Below are 25,182 nucleotides of genomic sequence, written 5' to 3'. Positions count from 1 at the left end.
CCCTTATTATCCTTTTCTTTGTCTTGCATCCGTCGCACGCTTAAGCGCCTGACCGACATTATTTATACTCAACATCAATACCAGGATCAGCAGTGATGCGGGTAACCATATCCACCATCTCGATTGCAGCGTCTGCGGATTCCGGGCATAGCTGACCAGCGTCCCCAGACTAGGCGTGCTTTCAGGAAAGCCGAAGCCGAGAAACGAGAGTCCCGACTCCAGGCCGATGTTGGCGGCCAAATTCAGCGTCATCGTAACGATAATGATGGAGCTTAAGTTCGGCAGTACCTGGTTGAACATAATCTTAAGATGGGAGGAGCCCAGCGTTCTGGAGGCCTGGACATATTCCAGTTCCCTCTCCTGCAGTGTCTTCGAGCGTATTAGCCTCGCGATGCCCATCCATAGAAATGCCGTCATGATCAGTGAAAAGGACAAGGTATTATATTTGGGAACCGCCGTAACAAACGCGATGACAATCATCAGCATCGGCAGGATCATAAAGAAATCCACGAAACGCATAAAGATATTATCGACGAATCCACCGAAATAGCCGGAGATCAGACCTACCAGAATACCGATAACACCCGTCATCAGAGTGACCATAATACCGATACTCAGCGAGTTGCGCGTACCGATAATGAGCTGGCCGAACACATCGCGTCCGCCGTAATCGGTGCCCAGCCAGAATTTAGCCGAAGGCTTCTCATATAAGGCGAACAGATCGACGGTTACAATCTGCTTTTGATCCAGAAACAGGGCGATGCCAAATACTCCGCATACAACTACACCTAGAAAAATCAGGGAGACCAAAGCCAGTTTATCTCTGAAAATTTCCTTCCAGAGGATTCTCCATCCGGATGGGCTCTTCTCCATATCCTGCGGGAGCGACAGCTCAGCGCTTGATTTTGCCATTACATTCACCTCAACAAGTTCTGATCATTATTTAATCCGGATACGGGGATCAACAATGCCTAATATGATGTCCGAGAGCAGGGATCCGACGATTTGAGCAATCCCATACAGCAGCACAAGTGCCGTTACAACGGTGAAATCGCGGATAACGATGGAGCTCAGGAACAGCTGGCCCATGCCGGGATAGCTGAAAATACTCTCTACAAAGATGGTGCCGCCAATTAATCCCGTAAGCTCATACCCGAAAAAAGCGGCAATCGGCAGGAGGGAGTTGCGTAAGATGTGGCGGTTGTACACCCGTGATTCCGAGGCGCCTTTTGCTCTTGCCGTAAGGATAAAATCCTTCTGCTTTGTATCAATGATTTCGTTCCGCAGATATTGGACTGTCCCGACGGTAGTAATCAGCGCGATGGATATGGCCGGAAGCAGCAAATGATATAACTTGCTCAGAATGTAACTCATCGTCCCGGGGACCTCGCCCGGTGATACGCTTCCTCCGGTAGGGAACCAATGAAAGTAGAAACCAAACATCCAGAGCATAACCAGGGCTACGATAAACAAGGGAGCCGCAAATCCGACATAGGTATATCCTGTAATCAACCGGTCGCCCCAGGTGTCATTGAAACGTCCGCTAATGATGCCGAGCGGAATTGCAATTAAATAGGTAATGACCAGAGTCGTCATAGATAACCACACCGTGTTCATCAGCCGCTGGCCAATCAGCTCAGTTACCGGCATCTTAAAGCGGAAGGACTGGCCCATGTCTCCCTGCAGGGCATTAGTGATCCAATCCCAATACTGGATGTACCACGGATCATTCAGGCCGAGCCGTTCCCGCATCGCTTCAATGGCGGCCGGATCAATGTTCGGATCGAGCAAACCGGTGAGCGCATCTCCGGGCATGGCTTTGGCCATAAGAAATACCAGAATGCTGAGCAGAAATACTTGAGGGATCATAATCAATATTCTTCGTGCAATAATCTTCCACATACGTCTCAACCTTTCTCGGGCATGGCCACCAAATGGGTATCGGAAATGGGTTGTAAAGGATAAGCTAAACCGTCATTGTCAAAATAATTCCGGTAGGCTCCCTCGTACTCCTCACTTACGGACTTGCGGAACCGGGTCCGTTCGTCACGCTGCAATGGGTCAATGTCCGGGATTGCGGCAATCAGACGTTTCGTATAAATATGTCGCGGATTGTCAAAAATATCCTTAGGCGTCCCCTGCTCAACATGTCGTCCCTTGTACATAATGCCGATATGATCGCACATATGTCTGATGATTCCGAGATCATGACTGATAAATAGGTAGGTTAAATTCAATTCCTTTTGGATGTCCCGTAAAAAGTTAAGCACTTGTGCCTGAACCGAGACATCCAGCGCGGACACCGGCTCGTCGGCGATGATCAGCTTGGGCTTCAGCGCAATCGCCCTGGCGATTCCGATCCGCTGACGCTGTCCGCCGGAAAATTCATGCGGATATTTATAAATGTTGTCCGGACTCAGGCCGACCTGCTCCAGCAGCTCCTGAACTCTCCGTTTCTCTTCCTGGGGGGACTGTTTGTCGAAATTGCGCAGCGGCTCGGCAATGATGTCGAGCACACGCTTCTTGGGATTGAGTGATGAATAGGGATCCTGAAAGATCATTTGAACGTCGCGGCGGACATTGCTCAGCTTGCGTGAGTTCTTCAGGGCTAAATCGGCGCCTTCAAAAAGAATGCTGCCGCCCGTAATCTCGTTCAGCCCGATAATCGCTCTTCCTGTCGTTGTCTTACCTGAGCCTGATTCACCGACTAATCCGTAAGTCTGCCCGGCCTCAATGGTGAAATTGACCCGGTCGACCGCCTTTACCTCACCGACCGCTCTGCTGAATATGCCGCCTCTAATCGGGAAATGAACCTGTAAATCCTTAACTTCAAGCAGTGCCATGGCTGTCAGCCTCCTCAACGCTCTCGGGGAAATGAAAATGTCTGTAGCAGGTGCAGCGGACCAAATGACCCGGAGCGATTTCGTGCAACTGTGGATTCTCCTCATGGGCTGATTCATCAATCCATGGGGTTCTGGCGGAGAAACGGCAGCCCGTACGCGGCAAGTTTTTGAGCGACGGGACGATCCCCTGAATCACATGCAGTCTGGACTTCGCTTCCTTGACCGTAGGTATCGAATTAAATAAAGATCTTGTATAAGGATGCTGCGGGTTGGTGGTCAGCGTATAAATATCAGCAATTTCGACAATTTGCCCGGCATACATAACAGCCACGCGATCTGCCATTTCACTGACTACGCCCAGATCATGGGTAATGAGGATAATTCCTGCTTGCATATCATTTTTGAGCTTCTTGATCAGTTCAAGAATTTGCAGTTGAATCGTTACATCCAGTGCGGTTGTCGGTTCATCGGCGATTAACAGCTGTGGTCCGTTGGCGATTGCGATGGCAATAACTACCCGCTGCCGCATTCCGCCGGATAATTCATAAGGGTATTGCTGATATGTATGCTCGGGACGGGGAATTCCAACCTTGGTCAACAAATCGATGACCTTTGCTTTTCTTTGTTTCTTGGAGAGGCCGGAATCATGAAGGAGAAGTACCTCTTCAATCTGCCGTCCGATAATCATAAGCGGATTTAGTGCAGCCAAGGGGTCCTGGAAAATCATCGACATTTCCTTGCCGCGGACCTTATTCAGCATGCCTGGGGACATTTTGACAATATCCTGACCTTTGTAATACACATGTCCATCAATTTTTGCTTTGGTGTGCAGCCCTATTATTGAGAAAGCCAACGCACTTTTGCCTGATCCGGATTCTCCTACGATGGCGAGGATTTCGTTCTTCTTCACCGTGAGCGTCACATCATCGACCGCAGCGTAATATTCGTCTGCAATCTTGAAGGATGTCGTTAAATTCTCAATACGCAGCAAATCTTCACTCAAGTTCATCACCCTAACACTAGGATTTTTTTAGCAAGGAGCACATATGTGATATACAGTAACCCTATCTATCAACTACGAATTGCCTTTTAGGATTATATTGGAATTAATCCCTGAATGTTAGAGTTTATTCTAATTGACTTATGGTAAATTATCAATGATTTTTCCATAAAAAATTTTTGTTGTGTTAAGTAACATGACAAATACGACAAGATTCGACTCATCTATTAGATTTTTTTGTCACATATTTTCACAGTTTCGTACATGAAATGTGATATTAATAGCAAAGCCGCAAATGTCCCGGAGTATTGGGGCTTTGCGGCTTTTCATTTTACCTTCTACTGCACTTTTAAGGCTCTAACCCCCAGACCAGCGTTCCATTCAGGTAAAGCGGTGCACGTGCCCAGTCAGTGAACGAGGTTTTGGCCGGGTCGTAAGAATAATCGCCGATCTCGTTATAATTGCTCCAATCGGTTTTGTTGATCCGCAGCTGAATTTCACCGGTGCTGGCTCCGGGAGCAAGGGTGCCCGCACCTGCAGTGAAGGAGATCTCCACATAATAATCTGCCTCTGTCACAGAGGGAGTCAGCTTCACGAATGTTCCCTGCACATTGCCGCTGCCTATAGCGGCATAGTCCACATTGAACTGCTGCGCCTTCTCGCCGTCTACCGTGTAGTAGTAGCGCAGCTTTACATCCTTAAGTGCAACCGAAGTGTCCCCGCTGTTCACAATCCGCAGCTGCGGACGGAACTGGGCATCGCCCGGATTCGTATCATTGGTCCGATACTGCACGATCAGATCCCCCACAGGCGGCTCGGGAACCGCTGCTGGCTTGGCGCTGACCTCGGGTGAATTCGGGCTTGTTCCTACTTTGTTAGCTGCACTTACAACATAAAAGTAGGTCGTTCCATTGACTACAGAGGTATCGCTGTAAGTTGCCTGGGTAACTACTGATACATCGCTGTAAGGACCTCCGCTGACAGTGGCCCGCTTAACTGTATAATTGTCGGCAGCAGTTACATTGTTCCAGCTAAGCTGTACAACACTGTCGCCGGCAACAACAGCCGGTTTGGAGGGCGCTTTCGGGGCAACGGGCTCGACCGGACCGCTGCTGTTGTTGATTAACCTGTCATATTCGGCATAGGCCGTGGCCATATCCACTTGGGACCAGAAGCGGTGATACGTAAATTCAGGTGCTCCATTCTCCCATTGCTTAGTGGCCGTATTATATGACGAATTATATTTGTTAAGCAGGTACTGCCAATCGGGATCATTCACAATATCCGGCCGGATGTCAGTATAGCTGGCGTAGACACCGTTTCCGCCTTTGGCAGGATCGGAAGGTACTGTCGCTGTTCCCGGAATCGTATTGCCTTGTCCAAAGGTACCCGTCCAACCGCTTGGGAAATAGACCTCCTTGGTGAAGTAACGGGCATAATCGCCACGGCTCTCCTTAGTTGCTATACCGACACCATCATTATATCCCCAAGCTGTATCCAGCAAGGATTTAGCCAGCTGCTGAGCCTTCCCGCCAAGCGCGGTATAACTGCCGTTTTCTGCCTCAGTACCTGCGGCAAAGAAGGTGAGCGCTTTAATATAGCTGCCGAGTACACCGGTATCCTGGCTCGGGCTCTTGGTGACTGACTTTAAATTGCTGTTGCCGTCACTGCTTGCAAAACCGGTCCAGGTATCCGGTTTCCCCTGCCATTCCACATTGCCCGGAATCCAGAATTCTCCCGGAGCAGCAACTGTAGCTACTTGGGGATTATCACCGCCGAGAATGCGGTTGCCCTGGCTGTCCAGATAATAGCCCTCTGCATCCGTAACCGGCCGGCTGCCTGCAAAGGCATAGTCCGTGGACCATTCCACCCAGTTCTCCACCACCTGCTTGGCCATCTGGAAGTTCTCGGAGGTTGTGTCGCCGCTTGCAGCCAGAATATAATACAGCTCGGCCACACGTTCAACACTCCAGGCCTGCATTCCGAACCAGTTGTTGGACGGCGGATCATGGTAGACTGGTGCGTCATCATATGCCATGCCGTAGAAGGTGCTTGTGCCGGCAGGATAAGCCTTATAAGCACCGTCGTAACTGTTCGTTGCTCCGCCGGCAATCGCGCCTTCGGCAGATTGCAGCCAGGTGTAGAACTCCAGCTGGCGCTTCAGCGAATTGCTCCAGTCCTGCCCTGCTGTTGCTGATGCCGGAACCAGACCGCCGTCCGGATTAGAAAGCGCATAGGCTGCCACGACATTCTGGTAACCCTGATGCGCATGGCTGGCACCGATTCTCCAGGCCCAATTGCCGGTTGAACCAAGCCCGCCGCCCCAAGCGGTATACCAGGCAAGCAGGTATTGGTTGGAATCCTTACCGGTTCCCGCTTCCGGTGTGCCGTCAGCTGCGCTGCCGACCTTTTGGAAATACTTGTCGTACATGCCGTAACGGAGATAATCCCCCATTTTCTTGGCCTTGTTCAGATAAACTGAATTATTATAGCCAAGCTCCCGGGCCCAGTACATAGCCTGAACTGCACGTGCATCTGCGTCGGTAGCATTGGTATAACGCCACTGTGCTGCAGGCGCATTGCTTTCTTTGGTGAACAGGCTCATAAAGCCCTCACCTGTCTTGCCGAATGATTTGTCGTCCTGGGACGGATGCGGGACAGCTTCCCACACCGATTCCTGTTCGCCCCTCTGGAATGTATTTACATAAGCGGCTGTATGTGTAGGATTCAGCAAGTTGCCGAAGCCGTACCAGTTGTCCACATCCACCAGCCAATGCATAAGATAGGTCTGGTTGTTGCCATAGCTTGCTTTCAGTTCGGAATCAAGCGGGTCTTTGCCTGCCGTGTACTTTCCGCTAAGCTGGCTTGGATACTGATCCGGCTGCGCATACTCGGAAGCGTAGGTAGCCGGGCTGTTCGCATTGTAATAACTCATCGTCGGCTGCTCCTGCTTGCCGTCGCCTTCATTAACAGGGATAATGTATTTCTCCATGTTGTCCCAAGCCGTTTCCAGCTTGCTCCAATCGCCAGTATGATGGCCATACAGCACCTCGAGCCACATCCAGTAGCTGTAAGCTTCCGAGGTGGTCATATGCCCGTAATCGGGCGCTTCGCTCATCAATGTCTCTACCGCATGGTAGGGAATGCCTTCAGCTGAGAAATAGCCGTTCGCCGGATCCTTTAGCTGAGCATATAATTGCAGAAATCGGGTCTCCTCCGCCGAAGCGGCCTTTGCAGTTCCGGGGCTACCAGTAAACAAACCGGTTATGAGTGAGAGAAACAGAATCGAGGCCATTATAGCGGAAATAGGCTTCTTACTTAAGCTCAATTTCATCATTTTGGCTAGCTCCCTCTCTGTAGATAAATTATGGTTCTAAACCCCACACAAGTGTTCCGTCACGATACAGTGTCACCTTTTCCCATTCGGCGAAGGCAAGCTGCGTTCCACTGTAGGAATAGTCATTGCCCTCGCTGTAATTCGTCCAGTCCTCTTTGTTGGTGCGCACCTGAATTTCTCCGCTGTTCCCTCCGGGAGCAAGGCTTCCGGCACCTTCAGCAAAAGTGATCTCCAGATAGTAGTCCGCTCCGGTTAGGGACGGATTAAGTTTCGCAAAGGAACCGCTTACATTTCCGCTGCCGACAACGGCATAATCGCAGTGGAATTGCTGGGTTTTGTCTCCGTCCACGGTAAAATAGTAGCGGAGCTTAAGACCACTCAAAGGTACCGCGACAGTTCCCGTGTTCACAATCCGGAATTGCGGGCGCATCTGTCCGTCCCCGGGATTGTTGTCATTAGTACGGTATTCCACCCTTAAATCACCTTTTGCCGGAGTAGGTGTTTCACGCGGCTGGGCACTAACCTGCAGAGATGGCGTACTCTCGCCAACACTGTTCGAGGCGGTGATTACATAATAATAGGTAGTACCATTAACCAGCCCGTTGTCGGAATACACGGCCCCTGTTGTGCTTGCAACTACAGTGTAAGGCCCGCCACTCGTTACAGCCCGTTTAACTGTATAGTCCGTTGCCCCGCTGACTGTGTTCCAGGACAGTTTTACGCTGGCGTTCTCAGCAGCAGCCGCTACACCGGAAGGCTGTGCGGGCACCTTCGGTTCACCCGGATGTCCGCCTCCAGGAGGCAGTTCACCGAATACAAGCACCCCGGCGTCGTATACCGGTATATACGCCGTTTTTACCGGAAGCGCTCCTCCCGTTGCCACGCCTTTAAATGAATAGTCATTTGTATTGTCCCAGAAGAGCGTGTTGAGCGGAGCGGCGATCCGGAACTGGACTTCCTTCCGGTAAGCGGATTGACCGCCCGGATAGATCGAAGTGCCGGTAAAATCAACCTTGGTGTAATAAATATGATGTTCTTCATCATAAGGCTGAAGTGCGGATACCGTTGCTCCCTGGTTGTAGCCACCGGCAGTGACCGTAATATCCTCCGGACCGTACCCTGCGGCAATTGCTTCGCTGAGGTCCAGATAATAATGGAAGGACATCGACTTGCTGACCCGTGCCGGCCAGCCGGAACGGTTGTTGAGCAGTGCCCGGATCTCTACAAAATTGCTGCCACTGGCATTTACGGAAGCCTCGACAAACATTTCATCCTCAGGGGTCTCTGCCGCAGGAAACTGTGGTTGCGGCTGCTGCCCTTGCCCGTGGAGCAGCATCATTTTGGCCAGCGCCCCTGTAAAGGCGGAATTGTAGTCGGTTGCCACTTCATTCGAGACATAGTCGTTGATCGAATCGGTATACGTGTCCGTCTTGGATGGACCCCCGACCAGCGCTCCGTATAAAACGTGACGATGATCTGAAGGAGTAGACTGGCTGTCGCTCCATGAACCATGTGAGGTCCGGTGATGCGGATGCTGCGGCGAATTGTTGCCATACCCGATCACATAGCTGCTGTTCCGCGGGTTGTCGCCCAGCATATACGTAATCTGCCGTTCCGCGAAAGAACGGGCCGTTTCGCCTTTGACAGGGTCGCTTACCCAGTCCGCGTAAACAAACGCCAAAAATGCCTGGTTGGCGGCATATCTCAGGGCTCCCCACTGATCCAGATGTGCCAACCCTCCAGGTGTATAGGCGACCCGGTCGCTAGTCCCGCCTACACCAGTTGTCCAATACTGCATGTTGCGTTCCGTAGATTGAATGAACTTGGCATCCCCGGTAATCCGTGACAGCAGCAGCTGCGCACCGTAATGCTTGTCATCCCAGGATTGTGTCCACTGGTAACCCCATAATCCCGATTGGTTCGTTCCCCACAGACTGCTTGCGGCAACTGCCTTATCCAGGTACGTCTGCTCTCCGGTCGCCAAATAGAGCCATACACCGCCCCAGCTCAACTCATCGGCATAACCGCTCCATGAATTGTAATACTGCTTGACGTCGGTAATACTGTCCGAATAGGCGCCGCGGTAAGTGTCCGCAAATTGATACAGCTGTTTGGCATGCAGCAGCAGCTTGTCCGCATAGACAGCATCCGAATCCCGGAAGATAATCGATGCCGAAGCCAGCGCCGCTGCGGTTTCTGCCGCCAGATCAGAGCCGGGATGAGTTGCATCAATTTTGTAGGAGGGCCGCTGCATTTGCATCACTTCCGCTGCTCCCCACCAATTATGGTCGGCCGTTCCGTTCCCTACCTGTCCCCATAGCTCATTTGGAGCTGTATGGGCTTTGACAAAATAGTCGGTAGCCCAGCGGATATTATCCAGAATCTCCTCCAGCTGGCCGGACTGCACGTAACCATCCTTGTATTCATAGACCGACCAGGCCAGCATCGTAGCTGTATAAGCCATTGGAAAACCAAATTTGACATGATCCCCCGCATCATACCAGCCCCCGGATAAATCGTGGCCGACATCCGCGCCATCCAGAAGTCCGGAGTCCCCCCGCCACTCGACCCGGTTGTCTTCCGGCAGATCGCCTGAACGCTGAGCCTCATAGAAATAAATCGATTTTTGCAGTGCCTCTGCGTAGTTGTAGCCGGCAGCCGCTGCTGTGCCCACAGATGGGTGAAATACAGCTCCGGAACATGTAACCGCTAACATAAAGCTCAAGGACAAAACCCAGCCCTTCCTGATCCCTTTGCCCATCTTAGCCCTTCTCCCTTCTTGTCCTTCTTGTCCTTCTTGTCCTTCTTGTCCTTGTGTTCAATTTCATCTCTGCACAGACTCTTCAAACCGTGGCTCCAAACTCTTATTCATTCCCAATGAAGTTTCCCACCTTCTTTCCGGGTGTCTTTAGGATGATTTGCATCCTATGTAAATATATACCATATATAGGAATGGAATTCTATATACAAAATAGCAAAAATGTAATAAAAAATAGATATTTTTGTAAAAAAATTGGAGTCTATCAGAAAAACCGCGAGTCCGTTAAACAAAAAACCGCTTCTTTTACAAAAGGAATGAAATCTCCCCCTGTAAAATAAGCGGCTGATGCATAAAATGGAGAAAGTTGTACAATCGAACTCCTACATGACTACTGTCCGCGCCGAAGCGACTGGTTATGGCGGATCTTCGCTTCATTGCCCTGTTCAGTAGCCTGATAAAAGACCCGGCGTGCAATAGCCTTAGGCAGATAATCCTGTTTGACATAATGGCCCGGAAAATTATGCGGATACTGGTAGCCCTCATGGCCGAGCTTCACGGCTCCTTTATAATGCGTATCGCGCAGATGCAGTGGTACTTCAGCCGATTTCAACTCGTCGATACTGGCCATGGCATTCGAAATCGCCATGGTCACGGCATTCGATTTCGGACTTTCCACCGCAAACAGGATCGCCTGGGCAATATTCAGCTTGGCTTCCGGCCAGCCGTTATTGCGGTAGGCTTCCAGTGCGCTGACCGCCTGGACCATCGCCTGCGGATTGGCCAGACCGATATCCTCACTGCTGGCGGCGATCAGCCGGCGGATGAATGTCATCGGGTCCATCCCCAGCTTCTCCACAGCATAGAGAAACCAGAACAGCGCCGCGTCGCTGGAGCCGCGGATGCTTTTGTGAAACGCAGACAACACATCATATTGCGTCGATTCGTCCGCTTTGACAATCGGGCGGCGGATGGATTCTTCAGCCACCGCAAGCGTAATATGCACACTTCCGTCCGGTTCCGGCGCAGTGGTCATGGCCGCCAGCTCAAGTGCATTAAGCGCCCGGCGGATATCGCCGTTGGCCATCGTTGCAATATGCTGCAAAGCTTCTTCATCCACCTGCAGCTGCATGAACCCAAGCCCCCGCTTCTCATCGGTAAGCGCCCGCCTCATAGCAATCAGACTGTGCTCACTGGTCAAGGACTCCAGCTGAAACAGCGTGGAACGGCTCAATAACGCCCCGTTCACATAGTGGAACGGGTTCTCCGTCGTCGCGCCGATAAAGGTGATGGTCCCCTTCTCCACAGCGGGAAGCAGTGCATCCTGGCGGGAGCTGTTGAAGCGGTGCACCTCATCCAGAAACAAAATGGTCTTGGAGCCGTACAATGCCTTATTGCTCTGAGCACGCTCGATCACTTCCCGCACATCCTTGACCGAGGCTTCGACCGCATTCAGGCGGACAAATTCCCCCTGTGTATGATGGGAAATAATATGCGCCAATGTTGTTTTTCCGCAGCCTGGAGGGCCGTAAAGCAAAATAGAGGAGACCTGATCTGCCTCAATCGCTCTGCGCAGCAGCTTCCCCGGGCCAACAATATGCTCTTGTCCTATATATTCATCAAGATTCGCCGGACGCATGCGGTCCGCCAGCAGGCGGCCGCTACCGGTGTCTTCCCCGAGCGAAAATAAATCCATTCTTCCACTTCCTTGCTGTAATCTTGTAGGTCGGCACTATTAGAATACCTCCCACTATCATACCATACCACGGATACATCCTAATATTTAAAAAGAGCATGACCTCGCCTCCTCCGGCGGTGCCATGCTCTTTGTTCAAAGTTCAGGCTAGCGGTTCAGCGCCAGCCGCATTTTTGAAATAATCTTGCGGATGCTTTCTTCGGATAAATGGTATCTCTTCTGCAGCTCGTTCACCGAGCAGCCGCTGCTGTGACTGCAGAATATCTCCTCGTTCCGGCTGGCAATCTCCTGCCTGGATCCGCTGTTCTCGCCCCATCTTACCCGTTGCTCGGTTTTCTTGGGGATGTATAGCAATTCACCCTGGATGTATCCCTGAAGCTCTTCGAGCAGGCCCGGGGGGAGCACATCCTTCCCATTTACATAACTCACTTTTTACTTCCTCCTTCAACAGGTGTGTCCCTTTGTGTCCGACGACTGCTTGTAATGAATTGATCACGTCACCTGCCTCCTTTCTTCAGCTCATATTTGGTAAATACCGTAAGTTCATTATATAAAAACCATTGGATAGCGTCTACCTTCGGTTTTTGATCACAACTTTATGTGAATTATTTATTTCTATGTTTTTTAAATAAGGAGGCCTTTCGGCCTCCTCCGGTTATGCGGATTTCCGTCTTAGACGGAAACCACCTCGTATACTGAAATCATTTCAATCAGCCTCCTTCCAGAGTAATCTGCCCGGCCGGACACTTATTATTAAGCCATACCCAGGGATAGGTTACAAGTTCAAGAACAGTTATAACTGTTCTTCACCAGATGGGAACTTATTTTTTTAAGAAAAAACTAAAAAATAAGTCGATTAGTGTCGAAATATAAAAGTAATTATCTATTAACTAATAGATATGGAAGTAATTAAAAGCAGGAGGAATATAATATGACAGCTAAAAGGCACATCCTCAAACAAGTATTCCGCATCAAGAAACTTAGAACCGAACTAATGGCTTTTATCATTACCGCCATTGCAGTTCCTTCGCTTGTACTAGCTGTCAACTCTTCAGAAACTTCCAAAACAGAGCTGCAGGGCAAAATGGAGGAAACTACAAAATCGAGCATTCATCTTCTCGATAAGACACTTGAGCAATTAATACAGCTGGAGAGCAGCAATGTGAATCAGCTTGCCTATCAAATTACTGCAGCTGATCTGACAGCGAACTCTCCACGCGTACGGAATCAGATCAACAAATTCAAAGCGGAGCATCCTGAGATCGACATCGTCGCTTTAGGTAACAGCGATGGCAAGTTTATGCTCGCGCCTGATTCCAAACCAAACGACTATGATCCCCGGGTCCGCGACTGGTATATTGACGCGCTGAAAACACCGGACCGCACATCCGTTATCAACCCGATTTTCTCCAAGGTTACAAACTCCTTCATCCTGCCGATCTCCAGAGCCTTCCAGGACGGCAAAGGGGTAGCTACGATCAGTTTGAGCATGAACGGGCTCATGGAACTGGCGCAGAATGTCAGCCTCGGTTCCAGCGGTTATGTATATATACTGGACAGCAGCAATAAGGTTATCTACCATCCCACTCTGGAGGTAGGAAGCCCCGTTACAGGCGGGCTGCTGGATACGCTGAATGCGGCCCCGGCAGGCAAAGTGTCCTACAAAGACAGTGCGACAGACTTGGCAATGGATGGCTTTTACATTACGAATGAGCTTAGCGGCTTTAAGCTGGTCGGTGTCCTGCCCGAGAGCGAGTATACAGAGGCCGTTTATCCTATTTTGTATAACTCAGCTATCGTTCTGCTGGTTGCGCTGCTTCTGGCCGCTGCAGTAACGTTCTTCATTATCCGCCGCATCACCAAGCCGCTTGAGCAGCTGAACCGTTCGGCAAAGCGGGTCAGCGAAGGCTATCTGGATGAAGTGGTCCACACGACACGTAAGGATGAAATCGGGCAGCTTGCAGGCAACTATAATGCCATGGTAGCGTCGCTTCGAAAGATGGTGCAGGATGTGGCCGAAACCTCAGGCCAGCTCGCAGCTGCCAGTGAGCAGCTGACAGCCAGCACCGGCGAGAACAGCAAGGCTGTGGAGTATGTCACCGGACTGGTGGAGGAGTCCACCCGCGGTGTGGAAACCCAGGCCCATGCTTCCTCCGAGGTAGCTGTAACTATGGATGAAATGTCCGAAGCCATCCATAAAATTGCTTCCGCTTCCCAGGCCATTGTAAGTGCCGCAGTGCAGACTGAGCAGGTTGTTAACACCGGAAGCACCAGAGTGCAGCATGTCAGCGAGCAGATGAAGACGATCCGCCAGTCCGTTCAGCAGTCCGGCGGACTGATTTCCGAACTTAACGGGCTTAGCACAAAGGTAGCAGAAGCAAGTACAGCGATCTCCGCGATCGCGAAGCAGACCAATCTACTGTCGCTCAATGCAGCTATTGAAGCTGCCCGTGCCGGAGAACAGGGCAGAGGGTTCGCCGTTGTTGCCGGAGAGGTGCGGAAGCTGTCCGAAGCCTCGCATGTCAGCGCGGGTCAAATTCAGGAGACCATTTCCGAAATGGTCGGCCTGATTGCCAGCGCCTACGACGTAATGAAGCATAAAGTGGCCGAAGACGTTGAACAAGGCATGAATCTGGCGCTGGAAGCGAGCGATGCCTTTATCCAGATTGAGCAGTCCACCCGGCATGTGGGCGAACAAATTCATGAGGTTTCGGCGATTACCGAGCAAATGTCTGCCAGCTCGGCTGAAGTGGCCGCCTCCGTACAGGAGATGGCTGCCATCTCGCGGGCGGCGCTGGATTCCTTCCAGAGCGTAACAGCTGCAACGGAGGAACAGCTTGCTTCCATGGAGGAGATTACGGCTTCCTCTGCAGCGTTGTCCGCTATGGCTTCCGATATGCAGCAGCAGGTGGAACGGTTCCACATCACGGAACAAAATGAGATGAAATAAGACGTTCTCACCCTATAGAATATAAAAACGGACCGTCCTGTTTATGACAGGCGGTCCGCTTTTTATATTTGCACTACTGCGAATCAGGCCAGCCGGAGACTGTCTCTTCTCCAAGCAGCTGTACATAAGGCGGCAGCTGCCCGTCATGCAGCAGCCACAGTTCATGCAGCGCACGGGTACAGCCGACATACATCAGCTTCGCGTCCCAGGACGCTTCCCCGTAATGTCCGCTGTCCGCGTCTGCCAAGATGACGGCGTCGAACTCCAGCCCCTTGGACAGATACACCGGCAGCACAGACAGCCCGCCCCGGTATTCAGTCATGCTGCCGTCAATCAGGTGAAGATCCTCAAACTGTCCGGCAAGCGCGTCGTACAGCTCAGCAGCTTCCCGCAGGCTGCGGGTTAAGACAGCCACTGTGCGGTATTCACGCCCGGAGAGTGCCCCCAGAGCCGTTCTGACAGCACTGAGGCGCTCATTCCCGGCTGCTGCTGCCGCCGGCTGACGATCGGCGTAAGAGATCAGCCGGACCGGGTTGCCGCTGCGGAAGACCGGAACGGCGAGCAGGGAGCTGCCAACACCGGAAGACAATATGCCGTTGGCAAATTCAATGATCTCCATGGTGGACCGGTAGCTGCGGGTCAGTGCATGATAGGCCGTATGTTCCGGTGCAAACAGCGTCTGCATTTCTTCCCAGGCATGTACGCCCTTGTAGGCATGTATCCCCTGTGACAAGTCACCCAAAATGGTAAAGGAATGACCCTTCACGTACAAATCAAGCACCGCAATCTGGAAAGGCGAGAAATCCTGCGCCTCATCAATAACGATATGGTCAAAGCGGTCTCCGCCATCATTTCCGCTGAGCAGATAATGAATATAGAGCAGCGGCGGCAGATCCTCTTCGCGCAGGATGCCTTTTTTGAGCTCCTTGACCGTTTCCTTCAGCACACCTTGCGGAATAATCTCCGGGGCTGCAGCCGGCCAATGCTCCGGAACCTTTACTGCCCGGAAAATCTGCTTATAGATCATAAGCGGATCATATTTGGGCCACTTGCCGCTGTAGGTCTTCTCGCGTGCCGCCGCTTTTTTCTTGCGTTCCTTCAGCGCTGCCTGCGAAGGGCTCTTCTTCAGCTCCATCTCAATCCAGCGGTGAATTCTGGCCATCACACGCTCTTTGCGTTTGGCCGGCGGATAGGGGGCGTATTCCTCGTTATGCCAGCGCAGAATCATCGAACGCCGCAGTACCGCACCTTCCCAGGGAATGAAATCCCCCTCCGGCACCGCACCGGTCTCAAGCAGCTTGATCGTGGCTTCAATAATCTCCATCAGCACCGTTGAACCCTTGAAGCGGCCCGGTGTTTCTTCAGTAATCTCCGGCATGCTGCCAGCCGTTTCGAACCAGCGGTTCATCGTTTCCGCTGTATCTTGCTCCGGCAGTGTGATACCCAGCACGTCCGCAGCCCAATCCGGGAAGGTACTCTGGGCAATGTTGCCCACGCCAAGCTCCGGCAGCACATCCGAAATATAATCCAGGAACATCCGGTTCGGGGCGAAAATAATCATTTTCTCCGCGGAGACCTGTTCTTTGTATTGATACAGCAGGAAAGCCAGACGGTGCAGCGCAACCGTTGTTTTTCCACTTCCGGCCACACCTTGAATGATCAGCGCCGTATTCTTGGCGGCACGGATAATCTTGTCCTGCTCCTCCTGAATCGTCGAGACGATATCGCGGAGACGGTTGTCCTTATTCTCGCCCAGGCGGTACACGAGAAATTCATCGGATACGGCCGGGGCGTCGCTGTCGCGGTTGTAGGTATCCGCCACCCGCTCCAGGATTTGCTTGCGGATCACCACGTTGCGTTTTAAATATACCAGCCCCTCAATCAGCCCCTCCGGGGCTTCATAGGAGGCCGGCTCCGTTCCGCCTGTAAACGAATAGAACAGGCTTGCTACCGGTGCGCGCCAGTCAATGACTAGCGGACGGTCGCTTACCTGTTCTCGGTCTACGCCGATTTTGCCAATATACAGTGCCTTGCGTTCGTCCTCGTCATTGCCCTGAAAATCAAGCCGTCCGAAATAAGGCTCCTGCCTAAGCTTGGCAAGATCTTTGCGCCTCTGTTCTCTGGAATCCTCCAGCACTTGTTCCGTATACTCGCTTCCTGTGTACACCGGTATGCTGCGCAGTCTCTCCAGAACAGTGTCGATCTCAGTAAGCGCGCCGTTCAGCCTGTCTTCTTCCTCTTGATAGGCACTTTGAAAGTCGTCTTCCAATTTCAGTTACCTCCTAAAAGTAATCTTAAAGAATGATCTCGTGCAAGACTGGCTTCACTCACACAAAAAGGATACTCATCATATCACAACAGACCGGTGAAATCCACATATTTCAAATTCTAGTATACAGGCGAGTCTCGATAAGCTGCTCCGCCAGTTTCAACCCATTAAGGCATGCAATACAAAATTCGCCACAAAAAGTCCGGCGATGCCGTACAGCGCAGGCGGCACTTCCTTGCCCCGGCCCATAGCGAGTTTAACGATGGGATAAGTAATGAAGCCAAAAGCCATTCCGTCGACAATGCTATAGGTGAACGGAATCATTACCATGATCAGGAAGGACGGAAACAGCTCGGTCATATCGCTGAGATCCATCTCACGTACGCTCTGCACCATAAGACCGCCGATTACAATCAGGATCGGTGCGATGGCGCTGTCCGGCACATAAGCCAGTAGCGGTATGAACAGGAAGGTTGCCCCGAACAACATGCCGGTAACCAGCGAGGTAAGCCCGGACTTTCCGCCTGCCGCAATGCCTGCAGTCGATTCTGCGGCAGCGACTACCGGACTGCTGCCGAACAGGCCTGCCGCAATATTAGCGATGGACAACGCGCGCAGGCTGCTCTTGAATCGCTCCGGGCGTCCTGCCATCAATGTCTGGGAAGCGATCAGCCCGATATTTTCAAACACAACAATCAACAGCAGCAGGAACACGGCAATCCAGAACACAAGGCTGATCCCCCGGCTCAAGTCCATTCCGGCAAATACATCGCCATAACCGGAAAACACATGGCCGGAATCCTCCTGGCCCGGGGCATGCGACGCACCTAACAGATAGGCAAGTCCTGTGCCCACAATCATGCTGATCAGCAGTCCCCCGCGAGTTCCGCGGATGAACAGCACCAGTGCCAGAACCAGGGTTACGCAAGAGGTTATCACAGCAGGGTCGCTGAAATGTCCGATCGCGACAAATGTTGTCCGGTGGGCGATGACGATTCCGCTTTTTTGCAGGCCTATGAAGGTCAGAAACAAGCCAATTCCGACAGTAATCGCATGCTGCAGATTATGGGGGATCGCGTCGCTGAGAATACGGTACAGCGAGGTGAACGCCACAATCGCAAACAGCACTCCGGTCACAACTACAACAGCGAGCGCTTCCCGCCAATCCAGCTTCATGGAATGCACCAGCGTATAGGTGAAAAAGGCGTTGATCCCCATTCCCGGAACGACGATAATCGGTGTCTTGCCGCCGAAGGCCATAAGCAGACAGCCGGTAATTTCCGTCAGCAGCGTAGCCACCATACCGGCCCGCAGCGGCATCCCCGCATCATGCAGAATAGCAGCGTTGACCATAACAATATATACAGAAGCAAAATACGATAGGATCCCAGCCGCCCATTCCTGTTTCCAGTTGTCGCCCGGCTCCAGACCTACGCTATTTCGCCAAAAATTCGATTTCATCTAAATACCTCCACTGATGGTAAATTCCGCTGCCAATACAGCATTCCTGCGTTGTTTCCGGATTTCAAAATCACAATAAAAGGGCGTAAGCAGCCGGAATCCGGCTGCACGCCCTTTTGTCCTTTGGTTAGTTCGAGCTGAGATAGGCCTGCTTTCGTTTATACGTTTACTCCGCCAGCCTTCAAAAGGTCCTGTACGGCTACACTCACCATAATGAGTCCAACTACCGGAGGCACAAACGAGTTGCTGGCAGGCGGCAGTTGGGCCTTGCGTCTGTCCGGTGCATCTTCGGGAACGATCTGCTCGGTCACATCCACACGCGGTTTCACCGGCTTCTCGGTAGAGAATACAACCTTCACACCTTTTTTGATCCCTTCCTTGCGCAGCTTCTGGCGGATCACACGGGCAATCGGGTCCATCTCCGTCTTGGAAATGTCAGCCACCTTAAAGCGTGTCGGGTCCATTTTGTTAGCTGCGCCCATGCTGGAAACCATCGGGATTCCCCGGCTCAGGCATTCTTTAATGAGATGGATCTTGTAAATAATCGTATCCGAAGCGTCGATGACAAAATCGGGCTTGTATTTGAAGAGCTCCTCATAGGTTTCTTCCGTGTAGAACATATTCAGGGCAATGGCTTCGCATTCCGGATTGATCAGCTTGACACGGTCCACCATCAAATCCGCTTTTTTCTGGCCGATGGTTGTCGTAAGCGCATGAATCTGGCGGTTGATATTGGTGATATCCACTGCGTCTTTATCAATCAGGATAATGCGGCCGATACCTGTACGGGCCAGAGCCTCAACCGACATGGCCCCTACGCCGCCAATGCCGAGTACGGCCACTGTGCTGTTCTTCAAAATCTCCAGACCTTCCGGTCCAATGGCCAGCTCCGTACGCGAGAACTGATGCAGCATGATGTAGCGCCTCCTTCAAAAAGCCGGCGAAGCGGCGCTGCCGCTTCGCTTAGGCCTGGTTAGATTTAGTTCTTTACCTTCTCCGGCTTCGGAGCCAGCTTGATGTGCAGCTGTTCCAATTGTATTGCATCTACCGGTGCCGGTGCATCCATCAGCAGGTCAGTCGCACTTGCCGTCTTAGGGAAGGCAATGGTTTCGCGCAGGTTGGTGCGGCCGGCAAGCAGCATTACGAGACGGTCGAAACCAAAGGCAATCCCGCCGTGCGGAGGTGTGCCGTATTCAAATGCATCCAGCAGGTAGCCGAATTTCTCGTAAGCGACCTCCGTTGAGAAGCCGAGTGCATCGAACATTTTTTCCTGTACCTCACGTTTGTAAATACGCTGGGAACCGCCGCCTACCTCGTAGCCGTTAAGCACGATATCGTAAGCCTGGGCACGGATAGCACCCGGATCAGTCTCAAAGAGGTGCAGGTCTTCATCCATCGGACGTGTGAACGGATGATGTTCTGCCACATAACGTTTCTGGTCTTCGTCGTAGCTAAGCAGCGGGAATTCAGTAACCCATGCGAACTTGAACACATTGTCGTCAATCAGGCCGAGCTGGCGTCCGATCTTCAGGCGAAGCGCACCCAGTACATCGGCTACCACTTTTTTGTTATCAGCAGAGAAGAGCAGCAAGTCACCTTCTTCGGCACCGGTACGTTCCTTCACGGCAGCAATCTCTTCCTCGGTGAAGAACTTCACGATAGGCCCCTTGAATTCGCCATCCTTCACTTGAATCCAGGCAAGTCCTTTAGCTCCGTAACGCGCGGCATAAGGTCCAAGATCGTCGATCTCTTTACGGGTCCAGGTACCGCAGCCTTTGGCGTTGAGGCATTTTACTTCTCCGCCTTTTTCGATCACAGAGGCGAATACTTTGACGCCGCTGCTGGCCACGATGTCATTCATTTCAACCAGCTCCAGGCCAAAACGCAGGTCCGGCTTATCCGAGCCGTATTTGCCGATGGCTTCGGCATAAGTCAAACGCTGAAACGGCAGGGCAATTTCGACGCCGATCGTTTCTTTAAGCAGGCGCTGCATCAGGGTCTCCATCATCGACAGCAGATCATCCTGCGGCATGAAGGAGGTCTCGATGTCGACCTGGGTGAATTCCGGCTGGCGGTCAGCACGCAAATCTTCATCACGGAAGCAGCGGGCAATTTGATAATAGCGCTCAATACCGCCGACCATCAGCAGCTGCTTGTAGATTTGCGGCGATTGCGGAAGTCCAAAGAACTCGCCTTCATGCACCCGGCTCGGCACCAAATAATCACGGGCGCCTTCAGGTGAACTTCTGGTCAGGATTGGTGTTTCGATATCAATAAAACCTTCGTTATCCAGGAAGTCGCGGAAGATCTTCGCCGATTTGGAACGAAGCAGCATCGTTTTGTACATCTCCGGACGACGCAGGTCGAGATAGCGGTATTTCATCCGCAAGGATTCATCCACTTCCACACCGTCTTCGATGAAGAACGGCGGCGTTTTCGCGGCATTGAGTACTTCAATATCCGTAATCTGCACTTCAATCTCTCCTGTAGGCAGGTTGCGGTTAATGGTTTCTTCGTCTCGCTTAACCACTTTCCCCGTAACAGCGAGCACATACTCACTGCGCACTTTATCTGCAATTTGCAGCGCTTCGCCGGAATAGTCGGGATTGAAAACGATCTGTACGATTCCGCTGCGGTCGCGAAGATCAATAAAAAGTACGCCCCCAAGGTCGCGGCGGGTCTGCACCCATCCGTTCAGAGTTACGGTCTGGCCGATATGCTCCGGCGTCAATTGTCCACAGTGATGGCTTCTAGTCATAATATATTCTACCCCTTCATGGTTAAAAGTAACTGCGCTTATATGAATCAGTGAGACCTTCTTCCTCTTGCAACAATACAATTACTTCATGCCAAGCTGTCTAGTCCAGCGACTGTCCCAGCTCTTCCAGCTTGACGGTCCGCTGCTCGCCCGTAGCCATCGATTTCAGGGCAATGACGCCGCTGTTCAGCTCATCTTCACCGAGAATCGCTGTGTACCGCGCCGACATGCGGTCGGCCGATTTCATCTGCGCCTTCATCTTGCGGCCCAGATAATCCCGTTCTGCAGAAAAGCCAAGACTGCGCAGAATGAACAATTGTTTCGTAATCTCCAGATCGGCCGCTTCGCCAAGTGCCACGAAGTACACATCCAGCGGCTTCACCGTCTCCAGCTCTACCCCTTGATTCTCCAGAATCAGCAGGATCCGCTCCAGCCCGATGCCAAAACCGATGCCCGGCTGATCCGGACCGCCGATTTCCTCCACCAGACCGTTGTAACGGCCGCCGCCGCCGACCGTATCGATAGATCCGATGCCGGCTGCTTTATATTCAAACGCTGTATGCGTGTAATAATCCAGTCCGCGTACCAGACGGGGATTAATGCTGTACTCCACACCCATGATATCCAAATGCATTTTGACCTTCTCAAAATGAGTTGTGCATTCTTCATCCAGGCTATCCAGAATGGAAGGCGCACCGCCGAATTTGTCCTGGTCGACCTTGCAATCCAGCACCCGCAAGGGGTTGCGGTCCATCCGCCGCTGGCAGTCGCTGCAAAGGTTGTCCCTCATCGGTCTCAGGAAATCCAGCAGCTTCTCCCGGTACGCCGCACGGCTAGGTACGTTGCCCACGGAGTTCAGCTCTACCCTTACATCCCTCAGTCCCAGATCCTTATAGAACTGGTACCCTAGGGAAATCACTTCCGCATCAATCGCCGGATCCACTGCTCCAAATGCCTCGATGCCGAATTGGTGAAACTGGCGGTATCTTCCCGCCTGCGGACGCTCATAACGGAACATGGGACCGATATAATACAGCTTGCTTACATCCGGCTCACCGTAAAGCTTGTTCTGAACGTAAGCACGGACCACACCGGCCGTTCCTTCCGGACGAAGTGCCAGATCGCGGTCGCCCTTATCCTTGAAGGTGTACATCTCGCCTTCCACAATGTCCGTGGTTTCCCCTACACCGCGTTCGAACAGCGCAGTGTGCTCGAACATAGGAGTGCGGATCTCCCGGTAATTGAACCGGCGGCAAAGATCCCTGGCCTTCCCTTCAACATACTGCCATTTCTCAACCGCACCCGGAAGCACATCCTGCGTGCCTGTCGGTTTCTCGAATCTTTCTTTAGCCACAGCCTATCCCTCCTGAAAATAACCCCTCTTGCCTGTCTGTTTGTCAACTTCTAAAAAAAACAAAAAATCCCTCGCCCTGTTTATAACAAACAGGGACGAGGGATTATTATCAACCTAATAATACACCCGTGGTACCACCCACATTCCGAATCCATGCAACTGCCTGAATCCGCTCTAAGCGGTTAACGCCCGCCTACGCGCAATCGGCTACTGACTCCCGGCAATCTTCATTGCCTGCTTTCGCCGTGCGTTCTCGGGGAGGTCATTCATCCGTTCATCAACAGAATCCTTGCAGCCGGGCGGAAACGGTAAGCTCATCCTACGGTAGGACGATATCCATCTCTGCGGGGGATTCCTCTCTGGGGTTGTGGGGTACGGATTACTTGGTCCCGTCATCAAAACTATATGACAATCTGTATATTGTTAGATTCTACTGAACCACTGCGCTAAAGTCAAGGAATCCAATAAAAAAAGCTATTACAAAAAAAGTGACCTGCAGCCGATTGCTGCAGGTCCATCATCATATATTATAAAAAAGGGGGTCATGCTTCTATTATAAACACGCTATATTAAGGAATCATGAATGTAATATTACGGTTGTATTACAGAAAAGAAAGCGTTTTATAAATCCGGACAATCCCCTACTGAAACACAAGGACTACTTTACACTACAACATAATTCCCTGTCCAGAGAAATAAAAGAAATATTACTGTTCTTGGATTTTAAAAAGCTCCGCCAATCCCTGAAACGGATCGGCGGAGCTGTAGTTTCGCAACTATTCATCTGCGAGAGAGCGTGCTCTCTTTTTAATCAAAGATTTCCACGTAGGCACGCTTCCGGCGCAGCGCCTCGATAACCTCATCCTGTTTGCCGTCAGCCACCTTAACTTCCATGACATAACGAAGATCATCCAAATCCCTGTCGTCAAATTCAGCATGATTCCGGACATCACCCGCACTGCGGTTATCCAAATCATCAGGACCGTCGTTCACATCGATTGCCGGTACAATAGGTGCACCGGCAATCGGGCCGGAGCCTGCAACCGCACCCGTAGCGCCAAATGCGCCTCCGGTCATCGCGGAGTTGTTATAAGGAACCAAGGGAATCAGGATATTATTTCTGTAATTCCCGTCTGTTTTTAAAGGATCCGTCAGCGGAGATACTTCCAGATTATCCACTCCGTAAGGAATCAATGCCGTCTTAGCGCCTTCTGCTTCATCTTCTGTTCTGAAATAAGCCTGGATTCTTCTACTCATTGTCGTTCCCTCCTTGGATTGTTGTTTAGATTTTGGGGGCCAAGCTTTTATTACAACACCTTCAACAGCTCACGCACAAATGCGGGCTCATCTTTTGGTGTGCGTGAAGTAATGTAATTGCCGTCCACGACGACCTCTTCATCCTTAAATTCCGCTCCTGCGTTAACCACATCATCCTTAAGGGGCGGGTAGGATGTCACCGTGCGGCCTTGCAGCAAGTCTGCACTGATCAGGATTTGCGGTCCGTGGCAGATGGAGGCAATCGGCTTGCCTGTTCCACTTACTTCCTTCACAAAGCTCAGGATATCAGGATCGAGCCGTAAATTTTCCGGGGACGAGCCTCCGGGAATAACCACAGCGTCATAGTCTGCTGCTTTCACCTCGCTGATGGCTTTATCAGCTGCATAGGACACGCTGCCTTTTTTGCCGAGCAAGGTTTCGTTTTTCTTCAGACCGATGATCTCCGCCTGATGCCCTGCTTTTATGACTTCATCGTAAGGTACCTTCATTTCGGAATCTTCAAAACCGTTGGCGAGCAGAAATGCAACTTTACTCATGAGATTAATTCTCCTCTCCACTTTTCTGTTCTCGTCTTCTTATTACCCTTATTGCAGCGCTTTCTAACGAAGTGCAGCTGCTTACCTTTCTTTTCATCCCTTTACGCTATAAAAAGAGTTACGCCCAATATGCCAAAAACCGCAGCCTCCCAAGCATTTCAAGTGCGCGGCAGGAGGCTGCGGCTTCTTCCTTTCAACACGTCAGTCTCTTGTTGCTCCACGGTCCCTTTGGCCGCCGCAGCGGCTTCTGCAGAACTTCCGGCCGCATATGCCGGCAAGACGCTCCATACCCATGCTTTCTGTGATTGTCTCATGCTGGACTCCCTGTTCCTCGGTGAATTATGACTCTCCCTTAGTTTATCCAGCCCAGAACCCGCCTATCCGCAGGGAAAAAGTAAAGGATGCCGCATAGGGTCCTTGGAACGGAACCCCACGCGGCATCCTTGATGCACGTAAACAACTTAAATTTTGCCAAAGCGGCAATTAACTTCGCAGCTAACCCCGGCTGTCCAGAATCAGGGTGACCGGGCCCCAATTGGTCAGTGATACATCCATCATTGCGCCGAACACGCCTGTTTCCACCGTAAGTCCGCCATTTCTCAGCTCATGGTTGAAATAGTCGTAAAGCCGCTCTGCCTCAGCGGGTGCTGCGGCAGCCATAAAGTTGGGGCGCCGGCCTTTACGGCAATCTCCATACAGCGTAAACTGCGACACGGACAAGATTGCTCCGCCGGTCTCGGTGACGCTGAAGTTCATTTTGCCAGATTCATCTTCAAAAATGCGCAATCCGGCGATCTTGTCGGCCAAATATTTAGCATCCTTCTCCGTATCCTCATGAGTAACGCCGACAAGCAGCATCAGGCCTTGGCCTACAGCTCCAGTGATTGTCCCATCCACGGTAACTTTTGCTTCCTTGCAGCGCTGCACGACCACTCTCATTGG

General features: G+C 51.6%; 18 protein-coding genes. 1 reads left to right on the top strand and 17 read right to left on the bottom strand.

The features are described 5' to 3' along the window. Positions 1-6: 6 nt before the first annotated feature. The 8 genes from NYE29_RS17455 to NYE29_RS17420 form a co-directional block, all read right to left on the bottom strand. On the bottom strand, positions 7-912 hold the full coding sequence (locus NYE29_RS17455; RefSeq protein ID WP_076109146.1) for an ABC transporter permease: 906 nt from the start codon (positions 910-912) through the stop codon (positions 7-9). A gap of 27 nt (positions 913-939) precedes the next feature. Next, positions 940-1,902: an oligopeptide ABC transporter permease gene (gene opp4B / locus NYE29_RS17450; protein ID WP_340896899.1), complete on the bottom strand. Its 963-nt coding sequence runs from the start codon at positions 1,900-1,902 to the stop codon at positions 940-942. A gap of 5 nt (positions 1,903-1,907) precedes the next feature. Further along, positions 1,908-2,843, bottom strand: coding sequence for an ABC transporter ATP-binding protein (locus NYE29_RS17445; RefSeq protein ID WP_340896898.1), 936 nt, complete (start codon positions 2,841-2,843; stop codon positions 1,908-1,910). Further along, complete coding sequence (locus NYE29_RS17440; RefSeq protein ID WP_340896897.1) at positions 2,830-3,846, bottom strand: ABC transporter ATP-binding protein; 1,017 nt, start codon at positions 3,844-3,846, stop codon at positions 2,830-2,832. Before NYE29_RS17440 ends, NYE29_RS17445 begins: the two co-directional genes overlap by 14 nt. A 346-nt stretch (positions 3,847-4,192) precedes the next feature. After that, positions 4,193-7,177, bottom strand: coding sequence for a glycoside hydrolase family 48 protein (locus NYE29_RS17435; protein ID WP_340899748.1), 2,985 nt, complete (start codon positions 7,175-7,177; stop codon positions 4,193-4,195). A gap of 31 nt (positions 7,178-7,208) precedes the next feature. Continuing rightward, positions 7,209-9,941 carry a glycoside hydrolase family 9 protein gene (locus NYE29_RS17430; RefSeq protein WP_445322175.1) on the bottom strand — a complete coding sequence of 911 codons (2,733 nt, stop codon included), beginning with the start codon at positions 9,939-9,941 and terminating at the stop codon, positions 7,209-7,211. Positions 9,942-10,329: 388 nt separating this feature from the next. Continuing rightward, the gene (locus NYE29_RS17425) at positions 10,330-11,634 is read right to left on the bottom strand and encodes a replication-associated recombination protein A (RefSeq protein WP_038595567.1); all 1,305 of its coding nucleotides are present in this window, start codon (positions 11,632-11,634) and stop codon (positions 10,330-10,332) included. A 147-nt stretch (positions 11,635-11,781) separates the two neighbouring features. Next, positions 11,782-12,063 (bottom strand): CD3324 family protein, encoded by a 282-nt coding sequence (locus NYE29_RS17420; protein ID WP_038595570.1) that lies wholly within the window; start codon positions 12,061-12,063, stop codon positions 11,782-11,784. A gap of 502 nt (positions 12,064-12,565) precedes the next feature. Between NYE29_RS17420 and NYE29_RS17415 the strand changes: the two genes are divergently transcribed. Then, complete coding sequence (locus NYE29_RS17415; RefSeq protein WP_340896896.1) at positions 12,566-14,584, top strand: methyl-accepting chemotaxis protein; 2,019 nt, start codon at positions 12,566-12,568, stop codon at positions 14,582-14,584. Positions 14,585-14,657: 73 nt separating this feature from the next. Here NYE29_RS17415 and NYE29_RS17410 read toward each other — a convergent pair whose 3' ends face one another. From NYE29_RS17410 to dtd, 9 genes are all read right to left on the bottom strand, one after another. Continuing rightward, a complete protein-coding gene (locus NYE29_RS17410) occupies positions 14,658-16,853 on the bottom strand; it encodes a HelD family protein (RefSeq protein WP_340896895.1) in 2,196 nt (731 codons plus the stop codon). Between the two features lie 159 nt (positions 16,854-17,012). Continuing rightward, positions 17,013-18,314 carry an NCS2 family permease gene (locus NYE29_RS17405; RefSeq protein ID WP_340896894.1) on the bottom strand — a complete coding sequence of 434 codons (1,302 nt, stop codon included), beginning with the start codon at positions 18,312-18,314 and terminating at the stop codon, positions 17,013-17,015. A 158-nt stretch (positions 18,315-18,472) separates the two neighbouring features. Continuing rightward, positions 18,473-19,228: a tRNA threonylcarbamoyladenosine dehydratase gene (locus tag NYE29_RS17400; RefSeq protein ID WP_076109153.1), complete on the bottom strand. Its 756-nt coding sequence runs from the start codon at positions 19,226-19,228 to the stop codon at positions 18,473-18,475. Between the two features lie 65 nt (positions 19,229-19,293). Then, a complete protein-coding gene (gene aspS, locus NYE29_RS17395) occupies positions 19,294-21,072 on the bottom strand; it encodes an aspartate--tRNA ligase (RefSeq protein ID WP_076109154.1) in 1,779 nt (592 codons plus the stop codon). Between the two features lie 100 nt (positions 21,073-21,172). Then, entirely contained in the window at positions 21,173-22,426 is a 1,254-nt protein-coding gene (hisS, locus tag NYE29_RS17390) for a histidine--tRNA ligase (protein ID WP_340896893.1), read from the bottom strand. Positions 22,427-23,233: 807 nt separating this feature from the next. Then, positions 23,234-23,683, bottom strand: a complete 450-nt coding sequence (locus tag NYE29_RS17385; RefSeq protein WP_038595583.1) for a hypothetical protein — start codon at positions 23,681-23,683, stop codon at positions 23,234-23,236. 50 nt (positions 23,684-23,733) lie between these two features. After that, entirely contained in the window at positions 23,734-24,240 is a 507-nt protein-coding gene (locus NYE29_RS17380; protein WP_076109157.1) for a type 1 glutamine amidotransferase domain-containing protein, read from the bottom strand. Positions 24,241-24,398: 158 nt separating this feature from the next. Next, entirely contained in the window at positions 24,399-24,554 is a 156-nt protein-coding gene (locus NYE29_RS17375) for a hypothetical protein (protein ID WP_156130950.1), read from the bottom strand. 181 nt (positions 24,555-24,735) lie between these two features. Then, positions 24,736-25,179, bottom strand: coding sequence for a D-aminoacyl-tRNA deacylase (dtd, locus tag NYE29_RS17370; protein ID WP_076109158.1), 444 nt, complete (start codon positions 25,177-25,179; stop codon positions 24,736-24,738). Positions 25,180-25,182 lie beyond the last annotated feature (3 nt).

Origin of the sequence: Paenibacillus sp. FSL M7-1046, from assembly GCF_038007405.1 — a bacterium.
GTDB lineage: Bacteria > Bacillota > Bacilli > Paenibacillales > Paenibacillaceae > Paenibacillus_AQ.
The sequence above is the reverse complement of the archived record's forward strand: the minus strand, read 5'-3'. Positions and strand labels throughout refer to the sequence as shown.

Coding starts and splice junctions, on each gene's coding strand:
- NYE29_RS17455 (WP_076109146.1), bottom strand. CDS start 912: ATGGCAAAATCAAGCGCTGAGCTGTCGCTCCCGCAGGATATGGAGAAG.
- opp4B (WP_340896899.1), bottom strand. CDS start 1,902: ATGTGGAAGATTATTGCACGAAGAATATTGATTATGATCCCTCAAGTA.
- NYE29_RS17445 (WP_340896898.1), bottom strand. CDS start 2,843: ATGGCACTGCTTGAAGTTAAGGATTTACAGGTTCATTTCCCGATTAGA.
- NYE29_RS17435 (WP_340899748.1), bottom strand. CDS start 7,177: ATGAAATTGAGCTTAAGTAAGAAGCCTATTTCCGCTATAATGGCCTCG.
- NYE29_RS17430 (WP_445322175.1), bottom strand. CDS start 9,941: ATGGGCAAAGGGATCAGGAAGGGCTGGGTTTTGTCCTTGAGCTTTATG.
- NYE29_RS17425 (WP_038595567.1), bottom strand. CDS start 11,634: ATGGATTTATTTTCGCTCGGGGAAGACACCGGTAGCGGCCGCCTGCTG.
- NYE29_RS17415 (WP_340896896.1), top strand. CDS start 12,566: ATGACAGCTAAAAGGCACATCCTCAAACAAGTATTCCGCATCAAGAAA.
- NYE29_RS17405 (WP_340896894.1), bottom strand. CDS start 18,314: ATGAAATCGAATTTTTGGCGAAATAGCGTAGGTCTGGAGCCGGGCGAC.
- NYE29_RS17400 (WP_076109153.1), bottom strand. CDS start 19,228: ATGCTGCATCAGTTCTCGCGTACGGAGCTGGCCATTGGACCGGAAGGT.
- aspS (WP_076109154.1), bottom strand. CDS start 21,072: ATGACTAGAAGCCATCACTGTGGACAATTGACGCCGGAGCATATCGGC.
- NYE29_RS17385 (WP_038595583.1), bottom strand. CDS start 23,683: ATGAGTAGAAGAATCCAGGCTTATTTCAGAACAGAAGATGAAGCAGAA.
- NYE29_RS17380 (WP_076109157.1), bottom strand. CDS start 24,240: ATGAGTAAAGTTGCATTTCTGCTCGCCAACGGTTTTGAAGATTCCGAA.
- NYE29_RS17375 (WP_156130950.1), bottom strand. CDS start 24,554: ATGAGACAATCACAGAAAGCATGGGTATGGAGCGTCTTGCCGGCATAT.
- dtd (WP_076109158.1), bottom strand. CDS start 25,179: ATGAGAGTGGTCGTGCAGCGCTGCAAGGAAGCAAAAGTTACCGTGGAT.